We start from the raw sequence: 12,346 nt of genomic DNA on the forward strand, positions 1-12,346 counted from the left end.
CCTGCCCGCTTCAACTCCCGTTATTCTGACGAGACCACAGACCGATTTCGTCCCCGTCTATGATGATCGCAAGGTCCCAGAACTTTCTGATTTCCGCCTCGGCGGCCAGCGCCGCCGCCGGTTCGTCCGGCACGCGCTCGACACGGAAACCGAATTGTTCGAACCCGCTGTATTCGACGCGACTTAGAATGACCGGAAAAACCTCCCGCTCCAATGCGGCGGCGGCAAGATGTCTTGCGACGTTGTGCGCAGCCTCCAGAGGTTTCAGAACCCGAATACCGATATACGTGGGGCCGCCCTTATCGCGCTCCCACAGGGCAGTGGATGGTGTCAGGTCCATTTCGGGGAACACAACTTTCCCATACGGCTTGGATTTGCGGTTGTCGGTGATCAACGCATCCAGTTGAACCGGCCGCTTTGGCGACGTCCTGCCAAGAATTTCGAACCAAGAGATGTCTGTCATTTTCCGTGCCTGACCTCTGCAATGATTTCAGCTGCTTTCGACGCTCCTGCTTGGGGCAATTCAATCCTGTCCAATGCAGACCGGTAGAGTTCCACCTCATCGTGATCCAGACAGTCCGACACTGTCCGTTCCAGTTTCATGAGGTCTTTTTCGGTAATGATCGCGCAAAGGTCGCGGTCGGCCAATGCCCGGGCGCGCCGCTCCTGATTGTCCAGATAAGGGGCTGATTGCGGGATCAGGACCGCGGGGATTTTGTGGTAAAGAATCTCAAGGACGGAATTATACCCTGCCGCCGAAATGACCAGATCCGCAGCCAGACACAGGGATGTGGCCTCGAATGTCTGGACCACGCGGGTATTCGTCCACCCGAACGTGGCGGGCTGAACCTTGCTGCCGGGCCATGTCACGACAAGATGCAGACAGTCCGTCCGATCCTCGAGCATCCCCGATATCGCCTGCAGCTGCGCCGACCGGTCAGACGCCACACCGCCGCCCAACATGCTGACGACCAGTTGCTTGAAGTCCCGTCCGAACCGTTCTGCCAATCGCTCTCTCAGCCCGTCGCGTTCATCGGGGGACTGAACCACCTGACGAAAGATCGGGCCGACATAGTGGACGTGATCGCCATAGCTGTAGGCGTCGTTCAGTTCTTCAAAGGCTTCCGAAGGGACGATGACCCGGTCGAACACCCCTTCTCGGCGCAGCATGGTCTGCCGGGATCGCCCGTCCGGCCAAAGGCCCCGCCGAACCCAAACCGCTGACAAGTTCCGCTCGAGGATCACACGATAGACGGAATCGAAGACATGGCCGCCGTCAAAGACTAGGCTGTCATTTTCCTGCAACGCGGCGCCAAGCCGGCGGTATGTCAGGATATCATTGCCGTCGGGATTGTCTGTCATGTCGATCCGCGAAACCAGCGGAATGCAATCGATACCTTCGCGGCGGACAAGCGGCACGCAACTGGGAAAGGCTGCAAAAACCGATGACATGTCGTCGGGCAGCGCGTTTGCAATCACGGCGCACCGCTGGGCGTGCCCCAATCCAACGCCGTTTGTTGGGAAGAACAAGGTTCTCTGCGCGCTTCGAACAGGTTCGCGTGTTTCGGGGGTCAGACCTGCGGCGCTTTCCAGACGGGAAATGTCCACCGTATGAAGCCACTGGGACATTCTGGCCTGTTCAGCAATTTGCGAGGTGTTGCCAAGTACCTTTCCCGTCAGATACCCATCCAGCGAAAACGGTGTTTTGGGTCCAAGCAAGACGGGCGCACCAGAAGACACCAGAGCTTCGTCATCAGTGCAGTCTATTGCAACACCCCCGGCCGCGATCAACTCGACCGCAAAAGCCGCCATACGAACACCGGCAATGCCGTGGCCGAACATCACTAGGATGTCCGTCGAGTTTGCCAGAGTCAGCGAAGAAAGATCGGTATACAGGTTGGTCGGCAAATCATGAAACGGCGAGGCGTTGATCGCCTCGTTCTGCGCCCCGCTGACAACCAGCCGCAGATTGTAGCCGCCCCGGTTACTCATCCGGGATAAGCAGGGCAACGTCTCGGGGTTGTCCAGTTCCATGGAGCCCAAAACGACCGTGACATTCGGCATCTCACGCGCGGGCCGGGGCGTTGTCCGAACCTCGGCCACCAGAGGGCTGATCGCCGAGGGCAAAACCGAACGCGGCTGAAAATCCGTCAGGTCGATCACCGTGGCTTCGCGACCGAGGGCATAGGCCAGACGCGCCTTTGCACCGACATAGCTTTGCTGGGTCAGGAACCGTCCCGTCGCGATCACTGGCACATCCGGGCCAAGCTGCTTGTGCCGAAGGGATGCAAGAAGCAGATCATCGATATCTTCGGCACCAAGCACGAATATGGTCTCGGCCTTATGTTCTGCCGGGTCGACAAGAAATCTGGCCGCCTCGTAAACTCTGCCCCGTCCTGCGTTTTCCGGCAGATACTCGGCATCGATGCAGGCGGTGAACCCGCGCGCGGCAAGTTGTTCGGCAAAGATCAATTGCGCATCGAAGGATCGTAAGGAACGCGAACCGGCCTCAATGAAAATCATCCCGATACCTCGCTGTCTGCGGAAATGACATTGGCCAGCTGCGCCTTGAAATTCTCGGCGGAATAGCGCGCCAGCGCCGATTGCGACCTTGCAACCTGTTCATGATACCGGTGCGGCTGCGCGATAAGGTCGGAAATGATCCCGTCCACCTCTGCCGGGCGGCAACTGAGCACTGCGTCACCAAAGGTTTCCCCTATGTCGGGATTCGTAAGAACCACTTTGCCCGCAGCCAGCGCCTCGGCAATGACGCGGCCGAAACTTTCTTGCCAGGTCGGCGCTGTGAAATAGACAAAAAAATCAATCATTTCAAAAAACTCGTCTACGCGAATGGCGTTGAAGGGCAGCAAGGTCCAATGCGGGCGCAGAACACGCGCATCCAGCAACGCGTCGGCACCCAGGATCACGTTGCTTTGCGCATGTTCGGGAAAACACCTGTCGAGATCGGCAAGAACCGGAAATTTCTCAAAACCGGGCCGGGAATGCCTTCCGCGACGGTCAACGGGCATGTCGCAGGGGTCCGCTATCTCGGTTTCGCAGATGTTGAACCAGTCAGCATCCAGAACTTCCCATTGCCGGGCTACACGGGACCCGGTCAACCAATCGGTTACGGTTTTCCGATTGTACGGCGAAATCGGCGCAAGCGTTTTCCTGAGCGAAAGCGCCGAGGCCTCAATCTGGTTCAGGCAGGATAGAACATCGAACCCCTCTTCGCCGCCCGGACGCAGAAAGTTCTCATGCGTGACCACGATCAGGTTCCGCGCAAAGACCCTTGTGTTTAATGCATCCTGAAACTTTAAGAATGCCGGATTGTGCAGGATCACATAATCCGCACTAACCCGAGGCGCATCCCAAATCAGTGGAATGTTCAGCTCGTCAAGCACACATCGCAGCACCGGTGCAATATACTGATCCTCGCCAAACGTCCTTGAGGTTACCGCATGAACCTCAAGCTCTCCGAACTGCTCGGCCACACGAAGCTCGGCAGCGACGGCCGCTGACGTGCCGCCGGAAAACCGTGGTTCAATGATATAGGCGATCTTCGGGCGCGAAGGACAACTGAGGGCGTCGAACACGGGCATTGGGCCTAGTGCTGCAGCGAACTTGCGCGCGAGTTCGTCCCCGTCCGGGCGTCAGGCGAAGAAGCGGTATAGCCGAAGTCCAGGCCGCCGGCGGATGCCGCATCATAAAAGTCGCGCAATTCTCGCGACAGTTCGTCTTCGCCGGTCAGCAACTCGGGATTTCTCTCAAGGTATGACCTGAGCGCCCTTGTGTCGTTGGTTGATAATAGCTGATCAATAGCGATCAGATGTTCAAGCGTGATCTCAGCACGCGCGCCCTCGGTTGACGCTAGAAATAGTAGCGCAGTTACAATGCCGACGAGTCTGCTATCAGTCATTTAAAAAAAACCTTATCAATACTAGTTAACCATACTCACCCTTTGATTCAGTGTTTTGCACTTAATTCCAAGAATAGCGTCTTTAGTTCGTTGTTGCCCGAAGTTTTTTCAGAACCTGACTTCTAAGTTGATTGACCGGGTTGTTTGCCGTCGCACGGAGGCTGTTTCTTTTGGTCGTGCGCTTGACCGGGGAACTGCTAAAGCCGTCTCCGGCCAGATATAACTCAACCACCCCGCTTGGTGTTTTTGTTTTTGCCCCGGTGAAGTCGCGCAGCAAAGCACCCGCGTCTTTTGCCAGGGCTGCGGCTTTGGCGGCGTCCTGCCTGTGGTAGAACCGAACGTTGGACTGCGACACCCGGAAGCCTACACGCGCCGTCGCATTGAGTTCATGACCCGTGGTTGTCAGGTCGGCGACAACCGAATCCACGGCATCCTGCGGCAGCCTGTTGGGTGCATACAGCCTGAACGCCGCCCCTCCTGCGATGGAACTTGCTTGCGGTGGTTCGACGTCAGCACTGGGCAGCGTCACGAGCCTCACTGTACCTGTTGGCCCTGCCCGCCGCGTCAACTTGGGAGTCTGCAGCGCCTCCGGGCCAACTCCGGGGCCTTCAAGGTGCGCCGAGGGGTCCAATGCGACAGTCGTCAAAGCGTTTTCAATCGGATCGATCGATACGGGCAAATCCGGCAGGATGGCCCGAACCTGTTCCGACAATGATCTTGCCTCGGCCGCAGGCGGCAACAGCGCAGGTTGTCTGTATAAGACAGGCTGAGCCGCAAGTTCAGGTGACCGCGCCGGTGGAGTGAACACATCCGCCGCAATGTCCAAAGGATCAAATCCAGTCGCCGCGACCGCCGCCAGAGCGATTGCGGGGTCAAAAAACTCTGGTGCGATTTCATATGGCAGGAAACTCGGGTTCGCCTCTCGTGCTGGCAGATAGCCGGGACCGCCCACCGGTAGGAATGGCTGCTCTAGCGCCGGAACGTAGGCCAAAACGCTTGGAGCGACACTTGGTGTTGTCAGTTCGGGGGGCTGTGCCGCCTCTGGCAAATCCGGCACCGGGGGCGTCACCGAAGCGAAACTGTCCAGATCTTCCACCTCTGTCAAACTGCTGTCCGGGGTATCTGCCCCCGGCGCGAGGCCGACGAGATCTGTTGAAATGACGGTCTCACCCAGCGCGGCCGTCGGCAGATCAGGTTGCGATGGAACAAAAACCTCACCCTGTAGCGGAGAGGCTATCTCGACGTCAGCAGTGACCGGCCCTGCCGTTTCATCCGGACCTGATCCCGAAAGAACCCAAAACACCGAAGATGATGCGATTGCACCAATGGCGCAGCCAACGGCGATAAACCCCAGCCTGACCTTGCGGCGCGCGCGTTGCTGATCTTCTAGTTTTTGAAGAACCTTTTTGGACAGGCGATAGTCGATCTCTTCATGTGAAAGCCGCAAACTCAGCCCTGCATCTGGATCGGCGGAACTGCTTTTACTTCTGCGGGATTTGAAAAAAACCTCGGTTATTTCGCCAGCGTCGGCTGTTTTACTGCCATCAGGCGCCTCGGGCCCGGCTTCCTCCGACTCACCCGTGTACTTCACACTTACCGTAATTCTCTTCTTTCTGGCTTCTTCAAGCTGGTCCGACCACGGCATTAGCCCAACCGGAGAAGGTTCACCTGTGGTTGATTGCGCCTGGCTGCGGTCGGTCGCTTTGGGTGCTTCTGTCTTTTTACCCTGCTGATCCTGCGCGGCGCGCTCGGTCTCTTGCTCTATCCGCGCTTTTTCAAGGACCTTCTGCCATTCAGGGGATTGAACAAAATCATAGATACCCGGCGCCTGAGCAACGCGTTTCTTGGCAACTTCTGGTCGAGCCTTCCGGCCGCTCGCCTTCGTCATGATTACCCCCGACTGGCCGGTAGAATAACCTCTAGGCTGTTGTAGCCCGGTCAAACAGAACACAGGCCGGCGCGTCAAAAATGCAAAAAAATATAGTTTAGAGTATAAAAAATTGACCACTTGCTGACAAGTCAGCCGACACCGTCGGGTCGATTGTGAACACTTTCGCGTTAAGGACAGGAACGCTGACACATGCTCCGCTGAACCGGGGTTTCAGCAATATTTTTTGTCCCATCGTCAATTTCAAGCTACGCTGAGGCGATTGCCAAGCGCCACATGAACGCTGTTGCTGAGTTTTTGGTGGCTGTTTGGGTAACCTGAATGAAAACACTTGGATTTAGATGGAAGATATTCAAAACGAACTCGACGCATTTACCCTGATCGATCATTCCGATCCCGTTCATGCCAAAATCGTCGTGGTGGACTGGATGCTGGGGAACGCGTGCAGCTATGCGTGCAGCTATTGCCCCAAAGCGTTGCATGACGGCACGGTCCGGTGGCAAAAGACCAAGGACGTCCTGCATTTATATCACCAGATGAAACGCCACTATGTGGACGAGCGGGACAAGATTGTCTGGCTTCAGTTCACCGGCGGCGAACCCACGATGCATCCCCGCATCATTGATTTGCTGCAGCAGGCGTCAGAAATTGATTTCAAAGTCAGCCTGATCAGCAATGCGTCGCGGACACCCCGGTTCTGGGAAAAGATAAGCGGGTGTCTGAACAGCGTCATCCTGACCTATCACGCCGAGTTCGCGGAGTTGGATCATTTCATCCGTGTGGCGAAAATGATGGAGGACCGCATCAGCGTCCATATCAACGTCACGATGCACCCGGACCGCTTTGACCAGACCTTTGAAGACGCCCAGGAACTGCGCGCGGCGCTGCCGGCGGCTTCGATCTCGTTAAAACCCTTACGGCAGGAATTCGGGGCAAAGCTGTACGATTACACCGATGACCAGATGCGGGTGCTTTCGAAAGGGCTGCCCTCGAAATACGCTCCGGTCGGTGAAAAGCCACGCTCTCTGATGCGCGCAACCACACGGTCCGGGCAGTGCGAGACATTGCCCCCGAATGAGTTCATTCTCAGGGGCAAGAACCGATGGCGTGGGTACAACTGCAATGTCGGGCTCGAATCCCTGCGGGTCCGAGGGAATGGCGAAGTCTATCGGGGTGTCTGCGGCGTCGGCGGAGTAATCGGATATCTGGGCGAGGACGTTGACCTGCCCCGCGACCCGATCCGATGCACAAACGACTCCTGTTCCTGTCTGGCTGACATCCTGATCCGAAAAGAGCTGTAAGCCCGCACCGGGGCAACCTGTCAGATCGAGTTGAGGCTACCGAGATCCACACCGCCCCACGCCATGCGCGGATCGGCCAGCACATCAAGCAGGTCTTTGTGCTCGGGGTGATCGGACGAGCACACATCCTGGGTTTTGAACTCCTGCGGGGTGACATGCCCCCAATTGCGCAGCCGCAGGAAATAAACACCATCAGCGTTCATTTCGTTGGCAAGATCCACGAAGGCGGGCATCTCTTTGTAATTTGCGGTTTGCACGACAAAGTCCAGACGCAATGTATCGATGTCTCCGCGCGCATTCAGTTCACCGAGGAAGCGCAGGTTCTTCCTCAACGCGGTGAAATCGCCACCACGGCGGAGCACACTGTACGTGTCGGCCTGCGCCGCATCTATCGACACCCAGACCGACGAAACCTTGTTCCATAGTCCCAGATCGTTCCAGGCCCTTTCATTGGCCAGCAACCCGTTGGTATGAAGCTGGATACGCCGCCCGGGCGGACCCGACTGCGTCAGCCGCCCCAGAAGATGACGAAAGTGCCTGCTGCCAAACGGATCGCCCGATCCGGTCACCTTGATTTTCGTGGCCTTGCTGACCAGCGGCAAAAGGTGGTCTTCAAACACCTTGTTCAAGCGCTCTGTTTCTTTGTGCGGCAGGTTGATCAACTGCGTCCTGCAACTGGGGCAGGAGATGTTGCAGGACCGGTCATGAGACAGGATGACCCGGTCCGGGCCTTCTTCCAGTTCAAGCTTCAGGCTTTGCGTTTCCGGGGTGCGGGCCGGAAGCCTACGACCGGCGATCTGCGGACAATGCCAACGGCTGCAATGTGAAAAATCACCGTCACGGACGGACCGTCTGATTTCGCGGGCCCGGTCTGAATTCCAGAATCCGCCCTCATCTGCGGTTTCAAGACGGCCAATTGGAACCGGCTGCCATGCCGAGCAGCAAAAATGAACCTCACCGTTGACCCGCGTTTCCATTTCCCGAAATGGTGCGACACATGTGCGCGTCCGCAGCCAGCGGTCGGCTTCGGTTTCAAGATCCGCCGACGTTTCGCGGGCAGCATCAATAAGCCGTTGCGCCATAAGGTCATGGTGATCGCGGCTGACGACCTCGCGCCCAAGCATTTCGGTTGCCTGCCACCGTCCCTGCCGAAGCTCGAGCAACCCGGCAACCAACAGCGTCAAAATCTCATGCTCTGTCGCGTTTTCCGAAACCTGTGCGACGAACCGATCGATCCGGGCCTGACTGTTGTCTTGTTGTATGGCTTCTGCACATTCGGTCACTAGGTCTGATGCATGTGCACCGGGACCTTCAAGAAGCCTGCGCCGCCTAAGATAGGTCGCGTTCTTTTCCGACAGCGTCTCGATGATCGCTGCACAGTCGGCATCGTCTGTGTCGTTAAGCAATTCGGTGTTGTTGCGCGTTGTAGGCATTGCGCCTGCCATAGTGACATACCGCGACACCAAATCAAGTACGCGCTTGAATGCCGCAACCGCCACGCGGTCGACCATATGGATTTCCACTCCCAAAGCCCGCAAGCCACCGAACTTATGCAGTTCCGGTTTGAACGTGGAGATCCCCCGGAGCTGCCCAACCGAAGGGCCGGGCCGTCTATCTGAAAGCACCCACAAGCGACGCGGGCATCCGCAGTCTCACCATGATGGAACCAACAGCCGATCTACGACATGCCCGGTAAAAGCCGATCATTGCATGGTATCTTCAAGGCCGGTTTGCACTGAGCTGGCAACGGGTTCGTTTCCTGCATTCCCACCGGTGAGATTCCGGTAAAGGAAATCGTGACCAGAATTGCAGGATCGATCCGGGCACGGACCGGTCATGCCGGCACCAGATTGACGCAAGGCAGCCGCTGCGGTCCGTGATTCACCGCTGCAATGCAAATGGTGACAAACTGAAAGGGATGTGGCCGACCTGTAAGTCGTTGATAAGTGGCGGGGAGACAGGGATTCGAACCCTGGGGACGCTCTCACGCCCAACGGTTTTCAAGACCGCCGCATTCGACCACTCTGCCACCTCCCCGCGTGAGGCCGGGTCTAAGGCCAAGTTGAAACGGTGGCAAGAGCAAATAGGGAAATCTCGCCGAAGCGCGTGCAGTGGTCTTTCCATGACACTTTGCCCACGTTATGCTTTGCGGGAAAGACCGTAGCAGTCCGGCAAAACAGAACCGGCGATCGGCGGCGGGGCTCAGGAAACGAGGCCCCTTCAGGCAAGGGATGACAAAATGAAACGAGCGAGTGAGACACGCGCAAAACCGCGATCGCTGGCGGCACTTGGCGTGGCATTGGCAGTTCTGGCCGGGTGTGAAGAGGGTTTGTCTCCGGAGGGGGCCTCGACGGAAGCCCCTGCGGATGACGCCCAGACCGAGCAAAAGGTCGAGCTGTTCCCGGACTACTCGAAAACCACTGGTGAAACCGTTGAGGCGCCGGACGTGTTCAACGTGGTTGAGGCCGGTCTTTGGGATGGTCGCCCGTCGCTGGGCGGTATCTGGGTGGCCCACCCTGACGTCAACCAGCCTGAGCGCGTGGTGATCAAAAACACGACTAACAACAAATCCATCACCGGCGCCCTGTTCCGGCGGGAAAGAAGCCAGCCCGGACCAACGTTGCAGTTGTCCTCGGCGGCGGCTGAAAAGCTGGGCATCCTTGCCGGGGCGCCGACCAAGGTCGAGGTCGTCGCCCTACGGCGCAAACCGGTCGAGGAAAAAGAACCCGAAGCGGAAGAGGCCCCGGAAATCGAAGCGGCTGAAAACACGCCTGCTGCCGAAGACGCCAAGCCCCAGGACGAAGCAATCGACACCGCAGCGGCTGAAACTGAAAAGCCCGCCAAGCGCAAGTGGTGGCAAAAGAAGGAAACGGTTGCCGCGGCTGGCGCGACCGGAGCAGCCGCCGCGGCGGCAGCCGACACTGCAGCCGAGGCAACGACCGAGGCAGCGGAACAAGTGGTGGAAACAGCCGCCGAGGCGACCCCGACCCCCACCCTGTCGGACCCTGAAATTACCGCGCCCGAAGAAAAGCCCGCCAAACGGAAGTGGTGGCAGAAGAAAAAAACCGACACGATCACCGAAACGCCGCTGGACCCCATCGCAGGCGCTGCCGCTGCTATTGAGGCCGCAGAGCCGACCCCGGCCAGCACAACCGCCGCCGTAGCAACGGCTCAGAAAAAGATCCCGCGCTCGCTGCCCAAACCGTATGTTCAGGTCGGAACCTTCAATGTCGAGGCCAACGCCAAAAGCGCGGTTTCAAAGATTGAGCGCAACGGCATGTCTGCGGATATTCGCGAGTTGAAGACCGATGACAAAACGGTCTGGCGCGTGCTGGTTGGCCCCGCGAATACCCGCGCGGAACGCAACGCGATCCAGCGCGACGTCAAGGATCTTGGCTTTACCGACGCGTTTAACGTCAAAAACTGAAACAAAGGAGGCCCCCGTGCTGTCCTCACTGCGATCATCTGTTTTGACCCTCGGGCTGGCGCTGTTTGCGCTGCCCGCCCATGCTTTCGACACACAGGCCCGCGCGGCCTATGTGATGGACCAGACAACGGGCACCGTGCTTCTGTCCAAAGAGGCGGATCAACCGCTTCCGCCGGCGTCGATGTCCAAACTGATGACACTCTATGTCGCGTTCGAGGCGCTGCGCGATGGCCGGCTGACGCTGGACGAAACCCTGCCGGTTTCCGAACACGCGATGAGCTATGGCGGCTCGACCATGTTCCTGAACACGCAGGACCGGGTCCGGGTCGAGGATCTGTTGCGCGGCATCATCGTGCTGTCGGGCAACGACGCCTGCGTGGTGATCGCCGAAGCGCTCAGCCCCGATGGGACCGAAGCCGGGTTTGCCCGCTACATGACCCAGCGCGCAAAGCAGATGGGCATGGACAACTCGAACTTCTCCAACTCGAACGGCTGGCCCGCAGCGGGTCACATGATGTCGGTTCATGACCTTGCAGTACTGGCGGACCGGCTGATCTCGGATTTCCCGGAATACTACCCTCTGTTCGCCGAGGAAGTGTTTGAATTCGATGGCCGCGCGCCGTCGAACAAGCGCAACCGCAACCCGCTGCTGAAACTGGGGATCGGTGCCGACGGCCTGAAAACCGGCCACACGCAAGAGGCCGGGTATGGCCTTGTCGGCTCGGCCAAGCAGGGGGACCGCCGGGTGATCTTCGTTCTCACCGGCCTCGACAGCACCGGCAAGCGGGCAGAGGAGGCTGAGGCCGTGGTTAACTGGTCGTTTCGAAATTTTGTCGAGAGGACAGTTGCCAACGCGGACACGCCGATAGCCCAGGCCAAGATCTGGATGGGGGCGAAAAAGACCGTCGATCTGGTTCCCGAAGAGGACCTGTCGCTGTTGTTCCCGGTGCTGGGCGACAAGAATATCGAGGCCGAAGTGGTCTATAACGGCCCCGTAAACGCTCCGGTAGAAAAGGGTCAGCAACTGGCCGAGCTGGTGATCAAACCCGAAGGCCTGCCGGAAATTCGGCGTCCGCTGGTGGCGGCTGAAAGCGTCGCGACCGGTGGGTTCGTGGTGCGTATACTGACCGTGGGCGGGATCGTCCTGACCGATGTAATCGGCAATCCTCTGGACGCATTGTGACGGGATCCGGATTGTTTCTGACCTTCGAAGGCATTGACGGATCAGGCAAATCCTCGCAGGCGCGAGTGCTTGCGGATCACCTGCGCGATCTGGGCCATGAAGTTGTGCTGACGCGCGAGCCCGGCGGATCACCCGGGGCCGAGGAAATCCGGCGACTTGTTCTGGAGGGCGACCCCGACCGCTGGTCGGCCGAAACGGAACTGCTGCTTTTCACCGCTGCCCGCCGGGATCATCTGGAACGCACCATCGAACCGGCACTTGCCGCGGGTAAAGTGGTGATCTGCGATCGCTTTGCCGACAGCACCCGCATGTATCAGGGCCTGTCGCGCGGCAACCTGCGCGCGGTGGTTGACCAGTTGCACAGCCTGATGATCGGGCGCGAACCTGACCTGACCCTGCTGATCGACATGGACCCGCAAACCGGCCTGACCCGCGCCAAAGGCCGCCAGGGCACCGAGGAACGGTTCGAAGATTTCGGCATCGACCTGCAGGAAAAGATGCGCGCAGGCTTTCTGGCACTGGCGGAAGAGTTCCAAGACCGTTTTCGGGTAATCGACGGCAACCGGGACATGGACAGCGTTGCCCAGGATGTGACAGAAATCGTCCTGCAAACACTGTGATAGACGAT

The 12,346-nt window shown here is 58.4% G+C and carries 10 protein-coding genes and 1 tRNA gene; 4 read left to right on the forward strand and 7 right to left on the reverse strand.

From position 1 onward, the window contains the following. Positions 1–10: 10 nt before the first annotated feature. From ACR0NT_RS03090 to ACR0NT_RS03110, 5 genes are all read right to left on the reverse strand, one after another. Positions 11–463, reverse strand: coding sequence for a hypothetical protein (locus tag ACR0NT_RS03090; protein ID WP_170670871.1), 453 nt, complete (start codon positions 461–463; stop codon positions 11–13). Beyond that, positions 460–2,523 (reverse strand): glycosyltransferase, encoded by a 2,064-nt coding sequence (locus tag ACR0NT_RS03095; RefSeq protein WP_170670868.1) that lies wholly within the window; start codon positions 2,521–2,523, stop codon positions 460–462. Before ACR0NT_RS03095 ends, ACR0NT_RS03090 begins: the two co-directional genes overlap by 4 nt. Then, entirely contained in the window at positions 2,520–3,602 is a 1,083-nt protein-coding gene (locus ACR0NT_RS03100) for a glycosyltransferase family protein (RefSeq protein ID WP_170670866.1), read from the reverse strand. Before ACR0NT_RS03100 ends, ACR0NT_RS03095 begins: the two co-directional genes overlap by 4 nt. A 5-nt stretch (positions 3,603–3,607) precedes the next feature. Further along, a complete protein-coding gene (locus ACR0NT_RS03105; protein ID WP_170441490.1) occupies positions 3,608–3,919 on the reverse strand; it encodes a hypothetical protein in 312 nt (103 codons plus the stop codon). 82 nt (positions 3,920–4,001) lie between these two features. Then, on the reverse strand, positions 4,002–5,807 hold the full coding sequence (locus tag ACR0NT_RS03110; RefSeq protein ID WP_170670864.1) for a hypothetical protein: 1,806 nt from the start codon (positions 5,805–5,807) through the stop codon (positions 4,002–4,004). Positions 5,808–6,148: 341 nt separating this feature from the next. On the opposite strand from ACR0NT_RS03110, the gene ACR0NT_RS03115 reads away from it, so the two are divergent. Next, positions 6,149–7,108, forward strand: a complete 960-nt coding sequence (locus tag ACR0NT_RS03115; protein WP_170441484.1) for a radical SAM protein — start codon at positions 6,149–6,151, stop codon at positions 7,106–7,108. 20 nt (positions 7,109–7,128) lie between these two features. Here ACR0NT_RS03115 and ACR0NT_RS03120 read toward each other — a convergent pair whose 3' ends face one another. Beyond that, a complete protein-coding gene (locus tag ACR0NT_RS03120; RefSeq protein WP_170670862.1) occupies positions 7,129–8,541 on the reverse strand; it encodes an SPASM domain-containing protein in 1,413 nt (470 codons plus the stop codon). A 514-nt stretch (positions 8,542–9,055) separates the two neighbouring features. Beyond that, positions 9,056–9,145, reverse strand: a tRNA-Ser gene (locus ACR0NT_RS03125). Positions 9,146–9,347: 202 nt separating this feature from the next. Between ACR0NT_RS03125 and ACR0NT_RS03130 the strand changes: the two genes are divergently transcribed. The 3 genes from ACR0NT_RS03130 to tmk are packed head-to-tail and all read left to right on the forward strand — an operon-like array spanning position 9,348 to position 12,338. Further along, entirely contained in the window at positions 9,348–10,535 is a 1,188-nt protein-coding gene (locus tag ACR0NT_RS03130) for an SPOR domain-containing protein (protein ID WP_170670860.1), read from the forward strand. Positions 10,536–10,551: 16 nt separating this feature from the next. Then, positions 10,552–11,718 carry a D-alanyl-D-alanine carboxypeptidase family protein gene (locus tag ACR0NT_RS03135; RefSeq protein ID WP_480442596.1) on the forward strand — a complete coding sequence of 389 codons (1,167 nt, stop codon included), beginning with the start codon at positions 10,552–10,554 and terminating at the stop codon, positions 11,716–11,718. Continuing rightward, on the forward strand, positions 11,715–12,338 hold the full coding sequence (gene tmk / locus ACR0NT_RS03140) for a dTMP kinase (protein ID WP_170441472.1): 624 nt from the start codon (positions 11,715–11,717) through the stop codon (positions 12,336–12,338). Before ACR0NT_RS03135 ends, tmk begins: the two co-directional genes overlap by 4 nt. Positions 12,339–12,346 lie beyond the last annotated feature (8 nt).

The sequence above is a fragment of the Ruegeria sp. AB10 genome, assembly GCF_056542745.1.

Bases quoted from the DNA above. Each gene is read 5' to 3' on its own strand.
- ACR0NT_RS03110 (WP_170670864.1), bottom strand. From the start codon at position 5,807: ATGACGAAGGCGAGCGGCCGGAAGGCTCGACCAGAAGTTGCCAAGAAA.
- ACR0NT_RS03100 (WP_170670866.1), bottom strand. From the start codon at position 3,602: ATGCCCGTGTTCGACGCCCTCAGTTGTCCTTCGCGCCCGAAGATCGCC.
- ACR0NT_RS03115 (WP_170441484.1), top strand. From the start codon at position 6,149: ATGGAAGATATTCAAAACGAACTCGACGCATTTACCCTGATCGATCAT.
- ACR0NT_RS03090 (WP_170670871.1), bottom strand. From the start codon at position 463: ATGACAGACATCTCTTGGTTCGAAATTCTTGGCAGGACGTCGCCAAAG.
- ACR0NT_RS03130 (WP_170670860.1), top strand. From the start codon at position 9,348: ATGAAACGAGCGAGTGAGACACGCGCAAAACCGCGATCGCTGGCGGCA.
- ACR0NT_RS03095 (WP_170670868.1), bottom strand. From the start codon at position 2,523: ATGATTTTCATTGAGGCCGGTTCGCGTTCCTTACGATCCTTCGATGCG.
- ACR0NT_RS03105 (WP_170441490.1), bottom strand. From the start codon at position 3,919: ATGACTGATAGCAGACTCGTCGGCATTGTAACTGCGCTACTATTTCTA.
- ACR0NT_RS03120 (WP_170670862.1), bottom strand. From the start codon at position 8,541: ATGCCTACAACGCGCAACAACACCGAATTGCTTAACGACACAGACGAT.